This window comes from Pseudoxanthomonas koreensis, assembly GCF_010093225.1.
GTDB lineage: Bacteria > Pseudomonadota > Gammaproteobacteria > Xanthomonadales > Xanthomonadaceae > Pseudoxanthomonas > Pseudoxanthomonas koreensis.
In genome coordinates this window covers 1-21,205 of record NZ_PDWM01000027.1, presented here as the reverse complement: position 1 = coordinate 21,205, position 21,205 = coordinate 1, and the positions used below count along the sequence as shown (strand labels likewise).

Here is a 21,205-nt window from a genome sequence, read left to right as displayed (position 1 = left end):
CCGGCCGGTCCGGCGGATGCGTCACACGAACGGCCGGGGCAACCCGGCCGTTCGCTTTCCTGGCGCCCGCACGATGCGCCGGGCGCTGCGCTGCGGTAGAGTCGGCGGCCGTTTCCCCGGTTTCGAAAAGGCTCCATGAACGATACGGCCACGACCACCACGCTGCCCGTGCAGGACGCACGCATCTACCCGCGCGGCGGACTGGACGTGCTTTCAAGGACCGAAGTGGCGCGCCTGCGCGACGCTTCCAGCGGTGGCATGCATGACCTGCTGCGCCGCTGCGCGCTGGCGGTGCTGACCAGCGGCAGCGCCAGCGACGACCCGCGCGCGGCACGCGACCTGTACCCGGACTTCGACATCCAGGTCACCCAGCAGGACCGCGGCGTGCGCATCGACCTGGCCAACGCGCCGGGCATGGCCTTCGTCGACGGCGAGATCATCCGCGGCGTGGCCGAACTGCTGTTCGCCACCGTGCGCGACCTGGCCTGGACCGCGATCGAGCTGGGCGAGGACTGCGCCGGCGCCGACCTGGAAAGCTCGGCCGGGATCACCGACTCGGTGTTCGGCCTGCTGCGCAACGCGCGCATCCTGCAGCCCTCGGACCCCAACCTGGTGGTGTGCTGGGGCGGCCACTCGATCTCGCGCGACGAATACATCTACACCAAGCAGGTCGGCTACGAGCTGGGCCTGCGCGGGCTGGACATCTGCACCGGCTGCGGCCCGGGCGCGATGAAGGGGCCGATGAAGGGCGCGACGATCGCCCACGCCAAGCAGCGCAAGCACCGCACCCGCTACATCGGCATCACCGAGCCGGGGATCATCGCCGCCGAATCGCCGAACCCGATCGTCAACCACCTGGTGATCATGCCGGACATCGAGAAGCGGCTGGAGGCGTTCGTGCGCCTGGGCCACGGCATCATCGTCTTCCCCGGCGGCGTCGGCACCGCCGAGGAGATCCTGTACCTGCTCGGCATCCTGCTGCGCGAGGAGAACGCCGGGCTGGCGTTCCCGCTGATCCTCACCGGCCCGACCATCGCCGCGCCGTACTTCGAGCAGATCGACCGCTTCCTGCGCCTGACCCTGGGCGAAGCGGCGACCTCGCGCTACGAGATCGTGATCGGCGACCCGGCCGCGGTGGCGAAGAAGATGGGCGCCGGCATCCGCAAGGTGCGCGAGGCGCGCATCGCGCACAAGGACTCGTTCTACTTCAACTGGGGCGTGGACATCCCGCTGGAGTACCAGCGCCCGTTCGTGCCCAGCCACGAAGCGATGGCCGCGCTGGACCTGCACCACGGCCGCCCGCCGTCGGCGCTGGCCGCCGACCTGCGCCGCGCGTTCTCCGGGATCGTGGCCGGCAACGTCAAGGAGGACGGCATGCGCCGGATCGAGCAGCACGGCCCGTTCGAGATCCACGGCGCCCCGGACATGATGCAGGCGCTGGATGGGCTGCTGCGGGCGTTCGTGGAGCAGCGGCGGATGAAGATCGCGGGCGAGTACCGGCCGTGTTACCGGGTGGTGGCCTGAGTCCCGCTCGACGGTACCCCTCCGCCCCTCCGGCCGGATCGACCGTTCGTCCCGGGGCCGCTTGCGCCGCGCCCCGGCCGGGCTAGGCTGCGAGGCATCACGCTGGGGAACAACCGCATGTCGCCCGAACGCCAGACTGGCTTCACCCTGGTCGAGCTGATGATCACCATCGCCGTGCTGGCGATCCTGCTCGGCCTGGCCCTGCCCAGCTTCCAGGGCAGCCTGCGCTCGAACCGGGTGGCCACCACCAGCAACGAAGTGCTGGCCTCGATGTCGCTGGCCAGGACCGAAGCCATTCGTGGCATTGGCCGCGCCGGGGTGTGTCCCAGCGCGTCCGGAACGGCGTGCGTGGCCAATACCGACTGGGCCGCGGGCTGGGTCGTCTGGCATGAGGTCCCGGCGGCCGGCGGACCGGTGTTCACCGTGGTGAAGGTCATCCAGCCCAAGCAGCGGACCACGGTCACCGGGCCGGCGGACGGAATCGTGTTCACCGCGCAGGGTCGCGCGCAGGCAGGCGCCACCCAGGTCGGCGTCGCCCCGTCCGATGCCGCCGCCCCGGCGCGCTGCATCCGGGTCGGGGTCACCGGGCAGTCGCGGATCGAGCAGGGGGCGTGTTCATGAATCGACGTTGCTACCGGCTGGGACGCGGTCACGCCGCCGGCTTCAGCCTGATCGAGGTGATGGTCGCCGTGCTGGTGCTGGGTCTGGGCCTGCTCGGCTTCGCCCTGCTGCAGACGATGAGCGTGCGCTTCACCCAGAGTGCCAACCAGCGCACCCAGGCCACCAACCTGGCTTACGACATGCTCGACCAGATGCGGGCCAACCGGATCGCGGCCGGGCAGTACGTCGGCGCCTACAACGCGGCCACGGCCGGGGCCGGCTGCCTGCCCAACGCGCAGGTGTCGGCCGGTGCCTACAAGAGCGTCTGGGAATGCCGCATGGGCAAGGCCCTGGGCGCAGGTGCCACCGCGACCGTCCAGTTCGCCAACGGCGTCGCCACGGTGTCCATCACCTGGGGCGACGAGCGCTGGAACGACGCCGATGGCGATGGCACGGTCAGTGCCGCCGAGGGCAACCGCACATTCGCCACGGTGACGCGCCTGTGAACATGACATCCCGCCGCCATAGCCAGGGTTTGTCGCTGATCGAGCTGATGATCGCGCTGCTGATCGGCACCATCCTCCTGCTCGGAGTGGTGCAGGTGTTCGGCGCCTCGCGCACGGCCTACCAGTTGTCCGAGGGCATGTCGCGCACCCAGGAGAACGCACGCTTCGCCCTGGATTACCTGCAGCGCGACATCCGCATGGCCGGCCACTTCGGCTGCGTCAACGACCAGGCGCGCAACCAGAGTGCCGGCGGACTGGTCTCGCATTTCACCGTCAACGGGCCGGCCGATTTCGGCTTCTCCGTGCGCGGCTACGACGACGCCACCCCTCCCGGCATCGTGCTGGCGCCGGCGCGCGTGGCCGGAACCGACGCGATCGTTTTGCGTTACCTGGGAGGCGATGGCGTTCCGGTCACGGCCATCGACGCCGCGGGCCGGACCATCGACATCAATCCGGCGCGCTGGGCCTCGCTCACCGTCGCCGGGACGCCAGACCCGGTCCTGTTCGGCGTGGGCGATTGCGCCTATGCCGACGTGTTCGAAGCCACGGCCACCAGTGCCGCGGCCGGCCGCGTCACCGCGCCGGCGACCGTGGACCTGGGGCGGTATTCGGCCAGTGCCGATGGCGGTCCGACCATGCTGTACCGTGCCGAGGCGCTGGTCTACTACATCGGCCTGGGCGCCGGTGGCCAGCCGTCGTTGTGGCGTGCCCGCATCAATGCCAATGGCACCACCGCCAGCGAAGAGCTGGTGGAGGGCATCGAGAACCTGCAGTTCCGCTACGGCATCGACCGCAACGCGGCCCCGGCGCTCCCCAGCGGCTATATCGCCACCCAGGGCACGGCCACCGACGTCGGCGCGACTGCGGACCGCTGGCTCCGGATCGGCCAGGTGCAGGTTGGCCTGCTCGCTTCCAGCCCGAACCGCGCCGCGTCCGTGCAGGCCAGCCAGATCACGCCGATGCTGCTGGGCGAGGCCCAGGCGCCGGCGGCCGACGGGCGCTATCGCGCCGTGTACGAATCCACCATCGCTTTGCGCAACCGTCTCTACGGGAACTGACCGCCATGCATCCGAAGCCCAAGTCCCATGGATTCCGGCCCGGCTCGGGGCGTCCTTCGCGCCAGGGCGGTGCGGCGCTGTACGTGGCGCTGATGATCCTGGTCCTGCTGGCCCTGATCGGCATCGTTGGCATGCAGGTGGCCGGATTGCAGGAGCGCATGGCTGCCAACTACCTGGCGACCAACGTGGCATTCCAGACCGCTGAAGCCGACGTGCGCCTGCGCGAGTGCTTCATCGAGGGCGTGGTCAACCGCGATGGTTTGTGCGCCGCGGGTACTGCGCCTATCCAGCAAACCTGCGATGACGGCTTCGACCCCAGCGACTGGGCTGCGGGCCTGTCCACTTTGGTGCCGCAGGCAAACTGGGTCAGCATCCGCGAGATCGGCCAGTGCATTTCCGGCAATGCCGGCATGGACATGGGTGTCCGACCGGTCACCGAGGATCCCAACCGGATCTTCCAGGTCACCACCTACGCCACCAATCCTGCGGCCACCGCCAATGCGGCGGTCGACACCATCTTCCGACCCTGAGGAGCCAGTCATGGCATCCCGTCGCACCCGACTCATCACCGTCTCTGCCGCGGTCGCCGCACTTGCGGGCGGCTATGGCCTGTATCTGGCTTCGGCACAGGTGACGCCGCCGGAACTGGCGCAGGCGCCGATGAACATCACCAACGTGATCCCGCCGGCGTTCATCATGGCGGTGGACAACTCGGGGTCGATGAGCACCGACGAGACGTTGTTCAGGACGCCGACCGGCCCTGGCTATCTGCACAATACCAACCGCAGTTTTTTCGACACGTCGACGGGAAGCCTGCGCCAGTCCGGTGGGACCAGTATCACCAAGCATATGGATGGCGGTTACAACGCTGATTTCTACGGTGCCCTGCGCAACCCAGCCTACAACCGGGCTTTTTTCAACCCGCATTCGACCTACCTGCCGTGGCGCACATCGACCGGCACGCTGGAGGCTGACTCTCCGACGAATGCGGCAAGTGAGGATCCGCGAGGCTCGGGGAAGGGGGCTGCAAACCCGTTCACTACGTACGATTTCACCACCTACCTGGCTACAACCGAGAACTGGCCGAATGGAAAGGTGATTCCGGAAGGAACCTGGGTCTACAACGACAGTACCTGCACCCGCGCGCCGGGCAGCAGCACGACAGAATACAAATGGATTCAATATGCGACCGAAAAGGCGCTGACGGCCGATTGCAACAATGTCCAGTTCCGCTACTACCCGGCACGGGTGTACCTGGACACGGACGCCACGCCGCCGCCTGGTTTTGATATCAGCAAGCGCGTGCTGGTCAAGGGAGCGGGTCCGCTGGGTGCGGACATGTACCGCTACGACTACGTGGCGTCGAATTTCACCACCGGCGGCGCGGCGGCGGTGCAGAACTTCGCCAACTGGTGGACATATTACGGCAACCGCAACCGCGCGATGATCGCCGCAATGACGCACTCGGTGTCGGATTTCACCAAGATGCGGATCGGCTATTTCCAGATCAATACGCCGCCGGCGTCACAAGGCGATGCCAATGATGCGAATGTCACGATGCGTGACATGGGTGTCCAGGGGGACCGCGACGAACTCTACAAGGCGATGCGCAACCTCAATGCGTCAGGCAACACGCCAACGCGGCGCGCTACCGCCCGCCTGGTCAGGCAGTTCATGCGTACCGATGCCAATGCGCCGATCAAGCTGCAGTGCCAGAAGAATGGCGGCATGCTGTTCACCGACGGCTACACGAACGATATCGATTCTTCCGGCTACTGGAACGTGGGCGACGTCGATGGCGCGTTGCAGGAGCCCTACGGTGGCGGTGTCGCATCGTCGAACACCATCGCCGACTACGCGATGTACGGCTACAACACCAACCTGCGCACGGACCTGACCGCCGGCATGGTGCCAGTGCCGCAGGCTTGCTCGGGATCGCCTCCCAACGGCATGGACTGCAACAAGAACCTGCACATGAACTTCTACGGCGTCACCTTGGGTGCACGCGGTACGGTGTTCGACGTGGACATGCCGGCGACCAACGACCCCTATGCCAATCCGCCGGCGTGGGGCGCGACCGGAACCATGAATACCAACCCGGCGAACGTCGACGACATCTGGCACGCGGCGCTGAACTCGCGTGGCGAGTTCATCAACGCCGCTTCGCCTGCCGACATCACCGAAGCGATGCGCCGCATCCTGGCTTCCGTGAACGAAGGCGCCACCCCGTCCGGCACGCTGGGCGTCACCGGCGCGCGCGTGGGTGCCGGATCGCTGATCGTCGAGCCCCGCTACGAATCCACCAACAACGGCACCGACTGGTACAGCAAGCTGGATGCCATCAAGGTCAGCAGCGATCCGATCACCGGCGAGGTGACCCTGGTGAATGCCTGGGAGGCCAGTGCGCGGATCGAGGCGCAGGGCGCAGCCGCAAGGACCATCCGCCACGGCGTGACCACCACCAGCGAAGTGCCGGCGGTGGTGGATTTCAACGCCGCCAACCTGACCCTTGCCAGCCTGTGTTCGGCTGCGGATCCGCTCAGGACCGTGGCCTGCAGCACCGCCTCGATCTCGGCCCTGGCCGGCGGCGGCATGAACATCAACCGCGCCGTCGCCTACCTGCGTGGCAGTCGCACCGATGAGGGGATATTGCGCACCCGCACCTCGATCCTTGGCGACATCGTCAATTCCTCGCCTGTGGTTACCGTGCCCACCGACGACTACGGCTACAGGACTCTTGGCGGGACCCTGGGTTCGACCTACGCGGACTATCTCACCAGCAAGGCGACCACGGCCCGTCCGCTGGTGCTGTTCGGGGCCAACGACGGCATGTTCCACGTCGTGGATGGCCGCGACAGCGGCAGTGGCGGCCAGGAGGACTTCGCCTACATCCCGGCCACGGCCCTGGGGCACATGGGCAACCTGTTGTTCCCGTACGTCGCCGCGGACAAGAACAACCAGAAGTTCGAACATCGCTACTTCGTCGACGGGCCGGTGACCGTTTCCGACGCTTTCATCGGCGGGAGCTGGAAGACGGTTGCCGTGGGTACCTCGGGGGCGGGTGGTCGCAGTGTGTTCGCGCTGGATATCACCAATCCGTCGGCGATCACCGTGTTGTGGGAGATCAACGACCGCATCGCCAGCAAGCCGGCCATCACCAACAACATCGGCTATGTGCTCGGCAAGCCGGTGATCGTGCCGTTCAAGAACACCGCGGGGACGGTGACCTGGAAGGCCATCTTCGGCAACGGCTACAACAGCACCAGCCAGCAGGCCAGCCTGTTCGTGGTCGACCTGGCCACGGGTAGCACCACCACCATCGTCGCATCCGAGACCCCGGTGCCTGCCTACAATGGCTTGGGCAATGTGTCGGTGGTGGATCTCAAGCGGCGCAACGCCGGTAACACCGCCTGGATCAACGGCGGTGACGGCTATGCCGACACGGTGTATTCAGCCGACCAGAATGGCGCGGTGTGGAAGTTCGACCTGCTGACCAACGCGGTGGCGCTGGGCGGAAGCCCGCTGTTCGCGGCCACCAACGCTGGCGGACAGCGCCAGTCGATCACCGGTGGCCTGACCGTGGCCAGGGGTCCTGGCGGCGGCGTGATGGTCTACTTCGGCACCGGAAGCTTTGCGTTCACCGGTGACCCGCTCGATCAGGGCATCCAGTCCATGTACGGCGTGCTCGACAAGGACGTGGCGGGTGCCGGGCGTGGCCAGTTGCTGCAACAGACGGTCGGGGTCGACGCGGGTAGTTTCCGCGAGACGAGCAACAACTTGATGACGGCCGGCAAGTCGGGCTGGTACATCGACCTGCCTGCGGGTGAGCGTTTTGTCGGCTATCCCAGGATCGAAAGCGGGATGGTGTTTTTCCCCACCTACGAACCGTCGGTGGCCCAGGCCTCGGACTGCTCCGTGGCGGGCAAGAACTGGCTCTACGGCCTGAACACCCTGAGCGGTGGCGCGGCGATGACCTACGTGCGCATGGGTTCCCCGACCGGCCCGCAACCGGCCTCGGCCACCGGCGCGGTGGCGCTGAACACGGGCGGTACTGCACCGGTCAAGGACGTGGCGGTGTTGACCACGCCGCGGGTGGGGCCGCTGGCGGCGGGCGCAAGCCAGGCTGAGATCGATGCGGCGCTGGGTGCGCAGTGCTCGATGGTGGTGCGGGTGGCCGGTGCGCCGCCGATGTACCTGCCGCGGCCGTGCGGCAGGCAGTCCTGGAGGCAGGTGCGATGAACCGGAGGGGGCACATGGACAGCGCGATTACCTTGAGCGGGAACGCCAGGCGCGTGGCTGGGGGTTTCACCCTGATCGAACTGATGATCGTGGTGGCGGTCGTGGCGATCCTCGCCTCGATCGCGGTGCCCTCCTACCAGGAGCAGATCCGCAAGTCGCGGCGTGCACAGGCCAAGGCCGACATCGTCGAGTACATGCAGATGGCCGAGCGCTACTTCACGGTCAACAACACCTATGTCGGCTTCGCCCTGCCCGTGGCGGTTTCCCCGCGCGAGGCCGGGGCGACGCCACGCTACGATCTGGCTGCCAGCACCCAGACCGCCACGGCGCTGGTGCTGACCGCCACCGCGCGGCCGTCGCAGGCCAGTGACCGTTGCGGCAACCTGTCGGTCAGCAACACCGGCCTGAAGACCGAAAGCGGGACGGCGACGCTGGCCGAATGCTGGTGAGCGGGCCGCGACACAACCGCCGGAAATAGAAGAAAGGCCGCGATTGCTCGCGGCCTTTCCGTATATGGCGCCCGAAGTTGGACTCGAACCAACGACCCCCTGATTAACAGCAAGCCGGCCATTATGCCGCAACCTGTTGTTTGGCCAAGGGTTCCCGGCGCAGTCATCATATAAGTGATTGTTTTCATTGCCAAATAGCCCCAAATGGGTGCAGCATTGGTGCTCAATGGCACCAAGCCATTGGGGCACACCGGCGGGTTGCTGGCGGGTTTTCTAGAATGGCCGGGACCGGCTGGGTGTGCGACAGCCACCTAGCGGAGACCCTGCGCAATGTCCAAGCAAGCCCCTCAGCAGCGCCAGTTCGCCTTCACGGCCAAGGCGCTGGCCGCCCTGCCGCCCGACCCGCAGCGCGACTACCTAGTGCGCGACGCCCAAACGCCGGGGCTGGCCCTGTGCGTCACCAAGGGCGGGCATAAGTCGTTCCGGTTCTGCTACACGGCGGACGAGCTAGACAAGCACGGCAAGCGAATCCAGAAACGGAAGGACATCGGCATCACCTTTCAGCCCAGCTACGGCAGCCTAGAAGCTGCGCGGGCCAAGGTGGTGATGCTCCAGGGCGAGTTGCAGCAGCAACGCGTGACCGAGCAGCCGGTGCGGGTGCTGTCCCCACGTGAGCAGCGGCAGCAGGCCGAGGCCGAGCGCATTGCCGCCGAGCGCGAAGCCGCCAAGCACGCCGACATGGGGCAGCTGACCACGCGGTACATGGAAGAGCACGCCAAGCTGCACAAGCGCAGCTGGAAAGAGGACGAGCGACGCATCAACAACTGGCTTATCCCGTGGGTGGGCACACGCAAGGCGAAAGACCTGACCCGAGAGGAGATCAAGGCGGAGCTAAGGGCCATCGCCACCGGCGACCGCAAGCACGGCATACCGCCGCGTGCTGCCGAGGCCAACGCCCGCACCGCGTTGATCGGCAAGATCTATTCGTTTGCGGTGGACGCCGAGCTGATCCCGTACAACAGCAACCCGGCTGTGCGTCTGCCCAGGTGGAAGGTGCCGCCACGCGACCGCGCTTTGCAGACTGGCCGAGAGTTCCGGGTGTTCTGGCGGCTGACGGACCCGGATGGCTACCTAACAAGGCCACGCCCCGAAGGGCGGCAGCGGTACGCATGGCGGCATCCGCATCTAGACGGTGATATGGCGCAGGTGCTTCGCCTTATCGCCATGACGGGCTGCCGCATCCAAGAGATAACGGCGCTGCGCTGGCGCGAAGTCGATCTAGATGAGGGGCATATCGTGCTGCCCGTCGCCCGCGTCAAGAACAAGCGGGAACACATGCTGCCCCTGATTGAGCCGGCCGTTGCGCTGCTGCGGCAGCTTAAGGAAACCAGCGGTGGCGGCAAGTTCGTGTTCCCCGGAGCCAACAAGGGCGGCAGCTTGGACTATCACCGCATCGATCGGCGGCTCAACGCTATCTCGGCCGAGCTACTGCCACGCATCGGCATGGAGAAGTTCACACCCCACGATCTGCGCCGCACTGTGGAAACCGGCATGGCTGCTGCGCGCGTGCCAAAGGAGTACCGCGACCGCGTGTTAAACCACGTGGACAGCAGCGTAGGTGGCAAGAACTACAACAAATGGGACTACATCGACGAGAAGCGCGAAGCGCTGCAGAAGTGGTGGGCGCGGTTTGAAACGCTGCGGGATGCACCGCTGGCGCCGCCGCAGCCTAGCAACGTAGTGCCCATGAAGCGGAGGGCCAAGGCATGACTACCAAGCAACGGGCGTTGGAGGCATTGGAGGTCGCGGAGCGTGATCTGGCGGATTACGCCGACCAGATTGCTGGACCGGATTGGCACGACCATATGACTGCCGAACAGGTTGTGCTGGCGGCCGCAGAAGGTGCTGGCGACAAGCCGTGGTGGCTGCTGCTGAAGGCGCTCGAAGGAGTGTTGCGGCTGGATGCTGCGGAGACTGAAGACCCAAAGCAGCGGGAGCAACTGGAGCAAGACGCTGCCGAGCTAAGCAAGTATGTCGCCAAAGCGGTGCAGGCCATGCGGAAGTTCTCTGCCAAGCCGGTGTCAAAGCTTGAAGCTCTGAACGATATTGAGCGGCGGCTTCACGTGGACCAATACAGCCGGCTGAAGCGCCTAGCTGATAACGGCCATGGCTCAGAGTTGATCTATCGTTTCGATGGGGATGACAAGGCTGGTCAGTACAAGCGCGATGCAGTGCGGGTGCTGCTGCGCTATTGGGCAGCGCAAGCTGCCGCACAAGGCAACGCGGCGAGCGCAAGCGCGCTGCGGAGAATTGCAGCTATACGTACAGCCAAGCTCGACGGAGCCCTTGCGCCGGAGCGCGTCAAACTTGCGGATGCGCAGCAAAAGACTAATCCCGGCCAGTGGAAGACTGATCCAGCGCAAGACTGGTACCGCAACGTATGGCTACGCTTTCGCGGCGATTTCGAGCGAGAGAACGCTGGCAGCTATGCCACACAGAGCAAACTAGAGAATGCAGCGCGGGCGGAGTTCGCCGCTATACACCACATGGACCGGCGCACGCTGAAGGATCGAATTGACAATGGCATGGTGTCATTGGGCTTGAAGGCCCGCCGGGGTAAGCGCGCCTAGCTAGCGGCAGGCCGCTGGCGGGTTTTTGGGCGCAGCCAGAAAGCAGGCTTCGCTCGCAGTCCTGCTTTTTCTAGGCTCCTCCTACGACGAGCCACCTTGCATTAGGTTTTGTGGCGATTACTTAGGGCGCGCAAGTGTGCGCGTCGCGCGCCGCAGCCCCACCCGACGATGAGTCTCGCACCACAAATGGTGGTGTATTCACAACTCATCGGAGGATGGTATGTCTATCGACGATCTTGATCAGAAGCCTCTGCTGCACGACTACATGTCGCAGCAGGAAGTTGCCGAGCAGCTCGGCGTCACCGTCGAAACCCTGCGCCGCTGGCGCGTGCATGGCGCGGGACCACGCTGGTTCCGCTTCGGCCTCGGCATGCGGCTGATGTACAACCGCCAGGACGTAAAGGACTGGATCGAGCAGCAGCGCGAAGCTGCCCAGCCGAGTGCAGAAATCCGTGGGCGCGCCCAATGGGCGTCCGACGAAACGGTTCCGCAGGTAGCCGACCGCGTCTCGAACAGGAACAAAGCCCGCTGGACCGGGGAGATGGCCGCGCCGTCGCGCAGGAAGTCGCGGGGTCACGACTGATGAGCCACTTCCGCCCACCGTATCCCTACGGACACGACAAGCAATTCGCGTACTCAAGGGGCTGGCAAACCGTTCCCCACTCGCGTCGGTTCACGCTGGAGGAGCTGCGAATCGGTCGGCCCGCTACGCCGCCGGACAGCATGCGGCAGGCGCTGAAGGAAATCGAAGATGACGCGAATCGGCCGCACCTGCACCGCGCGCAGTACTTCCGCAAGTGGCACTACGGCGAATACCTGCCCATGGCAATCGTTGCGCACCCGTTCAGCCCGGAGTTCGAGGGCTGGATGCACCACGAGTCATCGCTGCCGTTCGAGAGCCATGCGGCTTGGGCAGCAACGCACGGATTGATCGCCACTCGGCTGCCGCATAGCTGGCTAAACGTAGTCGGCATCGGCGTCATGTACATGCGCCCCCACACCGAGATCGAAGACGCGGAGTACCGATGAGCACGCAACGAAACAAGGCGGGAATCCGCGCGGTGAGGGATGACAGTGGCGAGCCGAAAGCCACCCCGCCAAAGCGCCGCAGCCGTGCCACTGCTGGCAAGGCGGGCGATCTGAAGGCGGCAATGCTGACCAAGCTGGCAGAGTCAGCCCTGACGGCTGACGACGCTCGCGCGCTGGGGCTACTGCCATGCACCGCGCAGGACGCAGCGGCGCTCGACCTCTCCAAGCACTTCGCGGGCTTCAAGATTCCGTACTTCGATCTCGACGGCCAGCAGACGGAGTTCTACCGCTACCGCTATTTGGAATCGACCAAGACGGGCTTCGCTGCGCTCACTAACGCCAAGTCCCAGCGGTATGCCCAGCCTGCGGGCAGCATGAACGAGCTTTACCTGCCGCCGCTGGCCACGGGCACAACCTGGCGAACCATCGCTGACAACCCTGCCATTCCGCTCGTTATCACTGAGGGCGAATTGAAGGCTGCCTGTGCTACCAAGAAGGGCTTCCCGACAGTGGGCCTTGGCGGAGTGTGGAACTTCAAATCGAAGGACGCGCCACTACTGCCCATGTTCGAGCAGTTCGCGTGGGACGGGCGAACCGTGCATATCTGCTACGACAGTGATGCCGTGACCAATCCCAAGGTAAAGAAGGCGGAGAGCGCCCTTGCGCGGGAACTGGCGTTGCTGGGTGCGCGGCCTTACATCGTGCGCCTGCCGTTTGTAGAACGCGACGGAAGCAAGAAGACCGGACTGGATGACTACCTTGTGGGGCAGGGTTCCAAGTCGTTCAAGAACCTGCTGGAAGAGGCTGCCGAATGGCAGCACGACGACGCTAGCCCTTTCAGCGACCTAGGCAACGCCTACCGTGTGCAGCGCAGCTTTAGCGACTGTCTCGCCTACGCGCCCGGTATGGAATGGCTAGTGTGGGACGGCGTGCGCTGGCACCCGTCGAATCTCGCAGCACAGAAGATGCTCTATGACTTGGGCCGCATCATCCGCGAGGAAGCTGCCGCCACCGAGGACCGCGACAAGGCCGACGCACTGTGGAAGCACGCGCATAAGTCGGAGAACGCCGGCAAGATTGACGCCGCGCTAAAGCTGGCCGCACCGCTGTTGGAGCGGCGCGCTGACTCGTTCGACTCCGATCCTTACCTGCTCGGCTGCAACAACGGCGCCGTGGACCTGCGCACGGGCAAGCTGACGCCGGCGAACCCGGAACTGCTTATCACCAAGACCACGGGACACGACTACGACGCAGAGGCGGGCTGCCCTACGTGGATGGCGTTCCTGCATCGCATCTTCCGCGGCCATCCTGAAATGGTGCCTTTCATGCAGCAGCTTGCGGGCTACTGGCTGACAGGCCTGACCGATCCGCCCTATTTGGCGGTGTTGTATGGCGGTGGCGAGAACGGCAAGACCTCGCTGGTAGAGGCATTGCAGTACGTGCTTGGCGACTACGCCGACAGCGCGCCGCGCGGACTGCTCATGACCAAGAGCGCAAAGAACAACTCCGAGACGGAGCTAGCCAAGTTGCAGGGCAAGCGATTCGTGACCACTGCGGAGACGAACGAGGGTGGGCGGCTGGACGAGGAACTGGTGAAGGCGATGACCGGCGGCGACCAGATTGCAGCGCGCAGGCTCTACGGCCATCCCTTCACCTTCAGCCCCACGCACAAGCTAGCGCTCACCACCAACCACAAGCCCATCGTGCGTGGCACAGACAGCGGCATTTGGCGGCGTCTGCTGCTGATTCCCTTCGAAGAGTCCATCCCCAAGAGCGAGCAAGACCCAAAGCTGCGGAACAAGCTGCGCGCTGAGGCACAGGGCATTCTCGCGTGGGCGGTGGCTGGCGCACGGCGGTTCCTGACCGACAGCAAGATCAAACTGCCGCAGGTCATCGTGGAAGCGACGAAGGAATACCGCACGGAGAGCGACGTGATCGGCATGTTCCTTGAAGAAATGTGCGTCGTTGACAGGAAGGGAACCGTGTTGTCTGGCGCGCTGTACATGGCCTACGAGGGATGGGCCGAAACGAATGGCGAGCATGTGCTGTCGCGCCGCGCGCTCACGTCGCGGTTGCAGGATCGCGGCTTTGCACCGACCAAGGTTGGCAAGAACGGCGACCGCGCATGGCGCGGCCTGACGCTGCGCAACGGCAGCAAGTTCTAGGCGCTAGCGGGGCCTGCTGGCACGTGCCCAGGCTCCGCAGGCGTCCGCCAGCGGGCCGCGCTGGCCTTGGGTGCCACCACCCACCAGTGCAGGGAGCAAACGGGCCAGCCGGAGCGGCTGCGGGCAGTCTTCCAGCGCAATTGCGCAATAAAAACAGGCGGGCGCAAGCGGGCGCAGGCGGGCGCAACGGGGGTGACATTGCGCCCGCCACCAAACCCTATGTTTTTAGCTCTCTTACAGACTAATTTTTACTTGGCGGGCGTAGCGGGCGGAAGAAAAGTGGTTTGAAATTGAAATGGGTGTTCTCCTAAGGGAGAAGTGCCAAATTAGCGCCGCTGCGCCCGCCAGCGCCCGCCAGCCAACCCCGCACTTGCAACCGTGCAATTGCACCTTAGGGATGGTTTGGTGGCGACTATCCGCGAAACCCTAGCGAAGTAGCTGCGCGCGTCGCACCTTCGACGCCGGTCGGCACACAAAACCCGCCAGCAACCCGCCTGCTAACGCCCCGGCACTCAGCGGGCGGCCTTGCGGCCGTTTGGCGGGCGTAGCGGGCGCAAAACAGGGGCGCGGCACACCACTAGCACGCTCGCAGCGCGCGCTCGCGCGTGGCAGCCACCCGGCTGACTTTGGCGTCCGGGCCGGCCAAATGGCCCCACCAGCGGAGCACCTAATTGCTGAGTTCCCGGCATCCGAACAGACGGCACAGGGGCGGCGCGCAACCTTCTGCGTCGCGCGCCGTTTGCCTTGTGCACCGTTGTGGCGCAATCCCACCCGGCCCTAGGAGGGCACCACAATGCCTGCACAGCAACGCAACAACACCATCCGCCGCGAACCATTTCACGACGTAAGCGAAGCCCTGTTCAAGGAGAACTTCGCGGCGCATGGAACGAAGCCCGCCGATCAACTGCTAGGCAACTGCTACGACATTCGCGTCAATGCCGTGCAGCAGTGCATGGACCTGGTCAACAGCACGCGCCGGGTGTACGCCAACCCAACGCTCAACTCTGTGCAGCAGGACATCGAAGTCGGCAAGCTGCTGAAGCCTCGCGTGACTGAGCGCGTCAATGGCTTCAATGCGCTGCACCAGCGCGTTATGGAGCGGCGCGGCGAAGTGACCCGCGAGATCGACAGCAAGCTGCGGCCCACCACCAGCTACGAGGCATCCCTCGACTCTGAAATTCGCGCGTACCTGCGCAGCCTTCCCGACGAACAGCGCTTCGCCGCGATTGCCGACGCCCTGAAGAGCGACCACGCAGTCCCTCTCTACAAGGCAATCGCCAGCGCACCGGCATTCCTTAGCGGCTTGCACCCGGCTCGTCAGTTGCAGTTGCGGCAGGAGTGCCTGGGAATCGTAGCCCCCGAGTACGTGGGACTGGAAGCGGGCTTGGAGGCTGAGGCCGCGCGGCTCAAGCACGCGGCGCAAAGCGTGGAACGCATCTTCGGTGAGCGGTTCGACTTCGGCCGCGTGGACGAGCTGACCAAGCTGGCGCAGGGCACCGTCTAGGTTTCAAGCGTTGTAGGGCAGCGCCCCCGGCGTCTATGGCTCCTCTGGCCGGTGGGGACGCCGGGGGCTGCTGTCATTCGTCGTAGTCTGGCCCCGGAGGAGGCGCAATGGCCTCCTCAAATTCATCCATACGACGCTTGAACTCTCGGTCCATGATGCGCACAAGCAGGTTCACAAGAAACCGGCTGCAGGTCGCAACGGACTCGGGCGGGCAAGTGGCAGGACTGGCGGTTAGCTGGCCATGGGCGAAGGCGTGTCGCACTCCACCCGCTAGATAAAAGAGGTTGCAGGTGTTTCCGGCGAGGAATTCGTCGAACTGCCGTGTGTAGTTCCGCTGATCCAAGTGCGAACGGACAGCAGAAAAGAACTCTTGGCTTCCATTGAGCGCGCGTAGCCTGCCGAGTGCAGTGTCGCGTTCGCTTTCCGTCAATAGCGTGCTTGTGTGTCGAATCTCGGTGCCTATGCAGCGCAGGAAGTGCTCGAAGGCTGAATAGGTCAGCAGCAACCGAATGAGTGTGCTGTAACCATCGCGTGTCGGTGCGGACAGGTGATCAAACTCTGCACGGTTGAAACTCTTGGCGGCGCGATAGCGGGCCGCAAATCGGTTGACTCCACCACCATCGACAGCAAACCCTAGCGAACGGGCACCAACATGGGAGACGTAGTGATCGAAGCACTCCCAGCCCGGCGGGAAATTCTCGGTACCGGTTGGAAGCGATCGACTCATTCCGCCTTCTCATACTCCGCAAGGTCTTCGCGCCAAGTCGCTAGCGGGTTCGCGTCCCCATTCGTGACACGGTTCATAAATGTGCTGTACCAAAGGGCACGTAGGTGGACCCCTTCGCATTCTCCCTCAAGCGCAGACGGTAGCCCTAGTGCTTTTCGATACGTGTCTTCCTGCCATGCGAACATGGCCGCCACGAATGGGCGGTACCAGTCTTCCTCTCCCTTTGGAGCATGGTCGTTGTACGCAAAGCGGACGGACTGGAAAACGTTGCCCCACGCCCAAAGTTGGCGATTTCGGAAGACGATGAAGTTCCATATTTCGTCCGGATCATTGCCATGTGGCAATTCGCGGAGCGCTTCTCGGAGACCTTCGTCTTTCGCGGCAAGCATCATGTAGTGCTGCTTGAGTTCGCCGGTAATACCCGGCATGCCTCTGAACCCTGTTGTATCTTCGGCAGGCGGTGGTTCAAGCACGAGTACACCAAATTGTGCGTACTCGATCACGCACTCGGCTAAGAAACCCCTATTTGCCAACCAGGGAGTGTCACTGCTAGCAATCTCGATGACCTTCTGCATCATCAAAGTCGCTTGTCCGTCGATCAGCTCGCGCGAGAAGTCTTGCGTGATTGCCTTGTTGCTGGACCAACTGTCTTGTATGGCAATCCGGGCAATCTGAATCGCTGGGAGCTTGCCTAACTCTTTCGCTACCGACCGCTGTTGCGCCCAGTTCTTGATCGCTTGGAACATTGAGTACCCCCTCTTTATCGCGACAACTGTTGCTGGCGTAGCTTCTCGCTCTCTTCCGCCTGCCGGCTCAGCTCTCTCTTCCATTGGTTAGTGACCGACATTTCGTTCGGCACACATGGGTCTAGCTTGGGAAGGAGCGCGATCAGAAGACTGGCGACGACCCCGGGGACAGCGGTTGCGGGGTCATCTCCCATCTGCGCGCGGGCAAGGGCGTCGTGCCAGCGCAAGTTTCGCTCTTCCTCTAGACGCTTGCGCTCGTCATCAAGCATTTGATCCCGCAGTACCCACGGGTCGCAATTCGCTGTGGCGTATTCGAATGCGTCGCAGGCTGCACGGTAGATGTTGTGAGCCTCAGCGAGCGCGAGCGCCGCCTTGCTCCGATCCCTGTCTGATTTCGCCGCCATCCATTCGTGGGTGGCATTCACTAACCGCAGACCTGCGAACTCTTTGGCCCGGTGTACCTGTCCGCGCTCTTCAAGACCAAACATGTGCATGACGCCCCCTACGTCCTGACTAAGACCAAGCCTAACGCATGGCTCACAGGTCGTGGGCCGCACGACACTACCCAGCTTGCCATCGACAGCCGACCCGCCCCAGCGTCGCAGGGCACCTGCGCAGCCCTTGGCCCTAGGCCACCCCAGAGCCGCCACCACGCACGGTCAGCAGCGGACGCCCAGCGGAGCCGCCTGCATGCCCCGTGCCAAGGCCGCAGCCCCGGGGGTTGCGCCATTTGCGCCCCTTGGCGGGTTGTGGGCGGGTTTTGCGCTAGCGCGGCTAGGCGGCAGTGCCACAAAAGAACAGGCCCCGCATCGCTGCGGGGCCTGTTTTTAAGCTCTTTTGTCTGGCGCCCGAAGTTGGACTCGAACCAACGACCCCCTGATTAACAGTCAAGTGCTCTAACCGGCTGAGCTATTCGGGCGGGGGCGCGTATTGTAGGGGCAGGAGCCTGCCACGGGCAAGGCACAGCACTATCCTGCCCAGTCAGGTAGGCGTGCACCGGACCGCTCACGAAGGGCAGGCCCCTTGCACGCGCCGGCTGCGCGCCCGCCCCACGTTGTTGACGATTACCTCGCCCTGCAGGGCGGCACCGGCGCAGATCCGCAGGGTCAGGTTGGTCCCGCCGCTGCGGCCGCTGGGCTGGTAACGCACCCGCAGGCGGCCGGCGCTGCCCAGGATCCTGACCGGTCCGTCCGCCGGCCGGTGTTCCTCGCGAAGGATGTCTGCCCGCGAGCGTGGCTGGTCGCTGCGCAGGGGGTCGTGGTAGGCCAGCCAGCCCGCGCTCCAGTCCGGATCGCTGCGGCAGCGGCCGTCGCCCCGGGACGGGCATACGGTCACTGGGATTTGCCGGCTGATGGCGGGGTTGCGCGCCTGGGCCAGTTGGCCGACCAGCAGGGGCATGGTGCTGGACGCCCGCTGGCGGCGCAGCGTGTCCTGGAAGCCGGGCAGGGCCAGGCCGGTGAGTATCGCGGCGATCGCCACGACAGACAGCAGCTCGACCAGGCTGAATCCGTGGGCATGTCCCGGCGCATCCTTGCGCATGGGCGAAATCCTTTTCGCTCGGGGGATTCAGGATCGGCAGGAGGGCGGGGCGATGGTATCGGCCGTGTGCAGGTGCGCCCTGTAGGAATAGGTCCTGGCTGTTGTAGGAGCCCACTTCAGGGGGCGACCCGGGGGCGTCGGGGGTGCTGCGGTCAACGCATGGTTTCCGGAGGCATGCGTTGAACGAGCAGGTATTCCGGCGGTGTCGGGTCGCCCCCTGAAGTGGGCTCCTACAAGGGGGGGATGCCTGCGGCAGGTACGGGGTCTGTACGGCGGGGTTGTCTATACTGGCCAGTCCCCCTGAACACGGTCCGCACCGCGCATGAGCGAGCGTTTCGAACTGGTGTCGCCATACGCGCCGGCGGGCGACCAGCCGCAGGCCATCGCCAAGCTGATCGAGGGTTTCGATGCCGGACTGGCGAAGCAGGTGCTGCTGGGCGTCACCGGTTCGGGCAAGACCTACACCATCGCCAACGTGGTCCAGGCGGTGCAGAAGCCGACCCTGGTGATGGCGCCGAACAAGACCCTGGCCGCGCAGCTGTACGGCGAGTTCAAGGCGTTCTTCCCGAACAACGCGGTCGAGTACTTCGTCAGCTACTATGACTACTACCAGCCGGAAGCCTACATCCCCTCGACCGACACGTTCATCGACAAGGACAGCTCGATCAACGACCACATCGAGCAGATGCGCCTGGCCGCGACCAAGGCGCTGCTGTCGCGCCCGGACGCGCTGGTGGTGGGCACGGTCTCGGCGATCTACGGCCTGGGCGCTCCGGAGGACTACCTGTCGCTGCGCCTGATCCTGTCGCGCGGCGAGCGCATCGACCAGCGCGAGCTGCTGCGCCACCTGACCCAGCTGCAGTACACCCGCAACGAGTACGAGCTGCAGCGCGGCACCTTCCGCGTGCGCGGCGAGGTGGTGGACGTGCACCCGGCCGAAAGCGACGCCGAGGCGGTGCGGATCGAGCTGTTCGACGGCGAGATCGAGAACATCGCGCTGTTCGACCCGCTCACCGGCGAGGTGCTGCGCAAGCTGCCGCGCTACACGATCTATCCGAAGACCCACTACGCGACCACCCGCGATCGGGTGCTGGCCGCGATCGAGACGATCAAGGTCGAGCTCAAGGAGAGGCTGGAGCTGCTGTACGCGCAGAACAAACTGGTCGAGGCGCAGCGCCTGGCCCAGCGCACCCAGTTCGACCTGGAGATGATGGCCGAGGTCGGCTACTGCTCGGGCATCGAGAACTACTCGCGGCACCTCACCGGCAAGGCGCCGGGCGAGCCGCCGCCGACCTTGTTCGACTACCTGCCGGCTGACGCGCTGCTGGTGGTGGACGAGTCGCACGTGACCATTCCGCAGATCGGCGCGATGTACAAGGGCGACCGTTCGCGCAAGGAGACGCTGGTGGAGTTCGGCTTCCGCCTGCCGTCGGCGCTGGACAACCGGCCGTTGAAGTTCGAGGAATGGGAGGCGCGCGCGCCGCGCTCGATCTACGTCTCGGCCACGCCCGGCCCGTACGAGAAGCGCGAGGCGGCCGACCAGGTGGTGGAGCTGGTGGTGCGCCCGACCGGCCTGGTGGACCCGAAGGTGGAGATCCGTCCGGTCGCCACCCAGGTCGACGATCTCATGAGCGAGATCAACAAGCGCGTGGCCGACGGCGACCGGGTGCTGGTCACCACCCTGACCAAGCGCATGGCCGAGAACCTCACCGACTACCTGTCCGAGCACGGGATCAAGGTGCGCTACCTGCACTCGGACGTGGAGACGGTGGAGCGGGTGGAGATCATCCGCGACCTGCGCCTGGGCAAGTTCGACGTGCTGGTCGGCATCAACCTGCTGCGCGAGGGCCTGGACATGCCCGAGGTTTCGCTGGTGGCGATCCTGGACGCGGACAAGGAAGGTTTCCTGCGCTCGACCGGTTCGCTGATCCAGACCATCGGCCGCGCCGCGCGCAACCTGCGCGGCACGGCGATCCTGTACGCGGACAGGGTGACGAAATCGATGGAGGCGGCGATCGAGGAGACCAGCCGCCGCCGCGAGAAGCAGGAGGAGTACAACGCCGCCCACGGCATCGTGCCGCGGCAGGTGGTGCGGCCGATCATGGACGTGATGGAGGGCGCGCGTGCCGAGCCGGGCGAGTCGAAGGCCGGCAAGGCCGGGCGCGGCAAGGCCGCGGCGCGCCAGGTGGCCGAGCAGGCTGGCGACTATGCGGTGATGGATCCGATCCAGGCGGCGCGGAAGATCCAGGAGCTGGAGCAGCGCATGTACCAGCACGCCCGCGACCTGGAATTCGAGGACGCGGCGCGGGTGCGCGACCAGATCCGCCGGCTGAAGGAAGCCAGCCTGGCCGGCTGATCCCCGTGTAGGAGCAACTGTCTTCAGGCCATCTCCTCGCGCCAGGGGGTGTTGTCCCGCGCCATGGCGTTGAGCCGGGTGAGCAGGACCCGCATGCAGGCCACCAGGGCGACCTTGGCGCACTTGCCCCGCT

18 protein-coding genes, 1 tRNA gene and 1 pseudogene are annotated in these 21,205 nt (G+C 65.1%); 14 read left to right on the top strand and 6 right to left on the bottom strand.

Annotated features, from left to right (window positions below):
• Positions 1–135: 135 nt before the first annotated feature.
• From ppnN to CSC64_RS13955, 13 genes are all read left to right on the top strand, one after another.
• A complete protein-coding gene (ppnN, locus tag CSC64_RS09430; RefSeq protein WP_162435066.1) occupies positions 136–1,524 on the top strand; it encodes a nucleotide 5'-monophosphate nucleosidase PpnN in 1,389 nt (462 codons plus the stop codon).
• A 117-nt stretch (positions 1,525–1,641) separates the two neighbouring features.
• Positions 1,642–2,145 carry a GspH/FimT family pseudopilin gene (locus CSC64_RS09425; protein ID WP_162435088.1) on the top strand — a complete coding sequence of 168 codons (504 nt, stop codon included), beginning with the start codon at positions 1,642–1,644 and terminating at the stop codon, positions 2,143–2,145.
• Complete coding sequence (gene pilV, locus CSC64_RS09420; RefSeq protein ID WP_162435065.1) at positions 2,142–2,630, top strand: type IV pilus modification protein PilV; 489 nt, start codon at positions 2,142–2,144, stop codon at positions 2,628–2,630. Before CSC64_RS09425 ends, pilV begins: the two co-directional genes overlap by 4 nt.
• Positions 2,631–2,632: 2 nt before the next feature.
• The gene (locus CSC64_RS09415) at positions 2,633–3,688 is read left to right on the top strand and encodes a PilW family protein (protein WP_162435064.1); all 1,056 of its coding nucleotides are present in this window, start codon (positions 2,633–2,635) and stop codon (positions 3,686–3,688) included.
• Between the two features lie 5 nt (positions 3,689–3,693).
• Positions 3,694–4,218, top strand: coding sequence for a pilus assembly PilX family protein (locus tag CSC64_RS09410; RefSeq protein WP_162435063.1), 525 nt, complete (start codon positions 3,694–3,696; stop codon positions 4,216–4,218).
• A gap of 10 nt (positions 4,219–4,228) precedes the next feature.
• Positions 4,229–7,927, top strand: coding sequence for a pilus assembly protein (locus tag CSC64_RS09405; protein WP_162435062.1), 3,699 nt, complete (start codon positions 4,229–4,231; stop codon positions 7,925–7,927).
• Positions 7,928–7,941: 14 nt separating this feature from the next.
• Positions 7,942–8,376, top strand: a complete 435-nt coding sequence (locus CSC64_RS09400) for a type IV pilin protein (protein WP_162435061.1) — start codon at positions 7,942–7,944, stop codon at positions 8,374–8,376.
• Between the two features lie 330 nt (positions 8,377–8,706).
• Positions 8,707–10,146 (top strand): tyrosine-type recombinase/integrase, encoded by a 1,440-nt coding sequence (locus CSC64_RS13960; RefSeq protein WP_238389916.1) that lies wholly within the window; start codon positions 8,707–8,709, stop codon positions 10,144–10,146.
• Positions 10,143–11,006, top strand: a complete 864-nt coding sequence (locus CSC64_RS09385; protein WP_162435060.1) for a hypothetical protein — start codon at positions 10,143–10,145, stop codon at positions 11,004–11,006. Before CSC64_RS13960 ends, CSC64_RS09385 begins: the two co-directional genes overlap by 4 nt.
• A gap of 220 nt (positions 11,007–11,226) precedes the next feature.
• Positions 11,227–11,589, top strand: a complete 363-nt coding sequence (locus tag CSC64_RS09380; protein WP_202922349.1) for a helix-turn-helix domain-containing protein — start codon at positions 11,227–11,229, stop codon at positions 11,587–11,589.
• Positions 11,589–12,035 carry a hypothetical protein gene (locus CSC64_RS09375; protein WP_162435059.1) on the top strand — a complete coding sequence of 149 codons (447 nt, stop codon included), beginning with the start codon at positions 11,589–11,591 and terminating at the stop codon, positions 12,033–12,035. Before CSC64_RS09380 ends, CSC64_RS09375 begins: the two co-directional genes overlap by 1 nt.
• Positions 12,032–14,200 carry a phage/plasmid primase, P4 family gene (locus CSC64_RS09370; protein WP_162435058.1) on the top strand — a complete coding sequence of 723 codons (2,169 nt, stop codon included), beginning with the start codon at positions 12,032–12,034 and terminating at the stop codon, positions 14,198–14,200. Before CSC64_RS09375 ends, CSC64_RS09370 begins: the two co-directional genes overlap by 4 nt.
• Positions 14,201–14,993: 793 nt before the next feature.
• Complete coding sequence (locus tag CSC64_RS13955; RefSeq protein ID WP_238389911.1) at positions 14,994–15,704, top strand: hypothetical protein; 711 nt, start codon at positions 14,994–14,996, stop codon at positions 15,702–15,704.
• 73 nt (positions 15,705–15,777) lie between these two features.
• Here the strand turns inward: CSC64_RS13955 and CSC64_RS09360 are convergent, their stop codons facing one another.
• The 5 genes from CSC64_RS09360 to CSC64_RS09340 all read right to left on the bottom strand — a co-directional run bounded on the left by CSC64_RS09360 (position 15,778) and on the right by CSC64_RS09340 (position 18,716).
• Positions 15,778–16,431, bottom strand: coding sequence for a hypothetical protein (locus tag CSC64_RS09360; protein ID WP_162435057.1), 654 nt, complete (start codon positions 16,429–16,431; stop codon positions 15,778–15,780).
• The gene (locus CSC64_RS09355; protein ID WP_162435056.1) at positions 16,428–17,177 is read right to left on the bottom strand and encodes a hypothetical protein; all 750 of its coding nucleotides are present in this window, start codon (positions 17,175–17,177) and stop codon (positions 16,428–16,430) included. Before CSC64_RS09355 ends, CSC64_RS09360 begins: the two co-directional genes overlap by 4 nt.
• Before the next feature lie 14 nt (positions 17,178–17,191).
• Positions 17,192–17,671: a hypothetical protein gene (locus tag CSC64_RS09350; RefSeq protein WP_162435055.1), complete on the bottom strand. Its 480-nt coding sequence runs from the start codon at positions 17,669–17,671 to the stop codon at positions 17,192–17,194.
• Between the two features lie 348 nt (positions 17,672–18,019).
• Positions 18,020–18,096: transfer RNA gene (locus CSC64_RS09345), tRNA-Asn, on the bottom strand.
• Between the two features lie 86 nt (positions 18,097–18,182).
• Positions 18,183–18,716 (bottom strand): GspH/FimT family pseudopilin, encoded by a 534-nt coding sequence (locus tag CSC64_RS09340; RefSeq protein WP_162435054.1) that lies wholly within the window; start codon positions 18,714–18,716, stop codon positions 18,183–18,185.
• A gap of 322 nt (positions 18,717–19,038) precedes the next feature.
• Here CSC64_RS09340 and uvrB point away from each other — a divergent pair, with 322 nt between their 5' ends.
• Complete coding sequence (gene uvrB / locus CSC64_RS09335) at positions 19,039–21,072, top strand: excinuclease ABC subunit UvrB (protein ID WP_162435053.1); 2,034 nt, start codon at positions 19,039–19,041, stop codon at positions 21,070–21,072.
• Positions 21,073–21,095: 23 nt separating this feature from the next.
• Here uvrB and CSC64_RS09330 read toward each other — a convergent pair.
• Positions 21,096–21,205, bottom strand: a pseudogene (locus tag CSC64_RS09330) (IS110 family transposase); the annotation flags it as partial.

Bases quoted from the DNA above. Each gene is read 5' to 3' on its own strand.
- CSC64_RS09415 (WP_162435064.1), top strand. From the start codon at position 2,633: ATGACATCCCGCCGCCATAGCCAGGGTTTGTCGCTGATCGAGCTGATG.
- pilV (WP_162435065.1), top strand. From the start codon at position 2,142: ATGAATCGACGTTGCTACCGGCTGGGACGCGGTCACGCCGCCGGCTTC.
- CSC64_RS09370 (WP_162435058.1), top strand. From the start codon at position 12,032: ATGAGCACGCAACGAAACAAGGCGGGAATCCGCGCGGTGAGGGATGAC.
- CSC64_RS09425 (WP_162435088.1), top strand. From the start codon at position 1,642: ATGTCGCCCGAACGCCAGACTGGCTTCACCCTGGTCGAGCTGATGATC.
- CSC64_RS09350 (WP_162435055.1), bottom strand. From the start codon at position 17,671: ATGCACATGTTTGGTCTTGAAGAGCGCGGACAGGTACACCGGGCCAAA.
- CSC64_RS09355 (WP_162435056.1), bottom strand. From the start codon at position 17,177: ATGTTCCAAGCGATCAAGAACTGGGCGCAACAGCGGTCGGTAGCGAAA.
- CSC64_RS09380 (WP_202922349.1), top strand. From the start codon at position 11,227: ATGTCTATCGACGATCTTGATCAGAAGCCTCTGCTGCACGACTACATG.
- uvrB (WP_162435053.1), top strand. From the start codon at position 19,039: ATGAGCGAGCGTTTCGAACTGGTGTCGCCATACGCGCCGGCGGGCGAC.
- CSC64_RS09385 (WP_162435060.1), top strand. From the start codon at position 10,143: ATGACTACCAAGCAACGGGCGTTGGAGGCATTGGAGGTCGCGGAGCGT.
- CSC64_RS09410 (WP_162435063.1), top strand. From the start codon at position 3,694: ATGCATCCGAAGCCCAAGTCCCATGGATTCCGGCCCGGCTCGGGGCGT.
- CSC64_RS13955 (WP_238389911.1), top strand. From the start codon at position 14,994: ATGCCTGCACAGCAACGCAACAACACCATCCGCCGCGAACCATTTCAC.
- CSC64_RS09360 (WP_162435057.1), bottom strand. From the start codon at position 16,431: ATGAGTCGATCGCTTCCAACCGGTACCGAGAATTTCCCGCCGGGCTGG.
- CSC64_RS09340 (WP_162435054.1), bottom strand. From the start codon at position 18,716: ATGCGCAAGGATGCGCCGGGACATGCCCACGGATTCAGCCTGGTCGAG.
- CSC64_RS13960 (WP_238389916.1), top strand. From the start codon at position 8,707: ATGTCCAAGCAAGCCCCTCAGCAGCGCCAGTTCGCCTTCACGGCCAAG.
- CSC64_RS09375 (WP_162435059.1), top strand. From the start codon at position 11,589: ATGAGCCACTTCCGCCCACCGTATCCCTACGGACACGACAAGCAATTC.
- CSC64_RS09400 (WP_162435061.1), top strand. From the start codon at position 7,942: ATGGACAGCGCGATTACCTTGAGCGGGAACGCCAGGCGCGTGGCTGGG.
- ppnN (WP_162435066.1), top strand. From the start codon at position 136: ATGAACGATACGGCCACGACCACCACGCTGCCCGTGCAGGACGCACGC.
- CSC64_RS09405 (WP_162435062.1), top strand. From the start codon at position 4,229: ATGGCATCCCGTCGCACCCGACTCATCACCGTCTCTGCCGCGGTCGCC.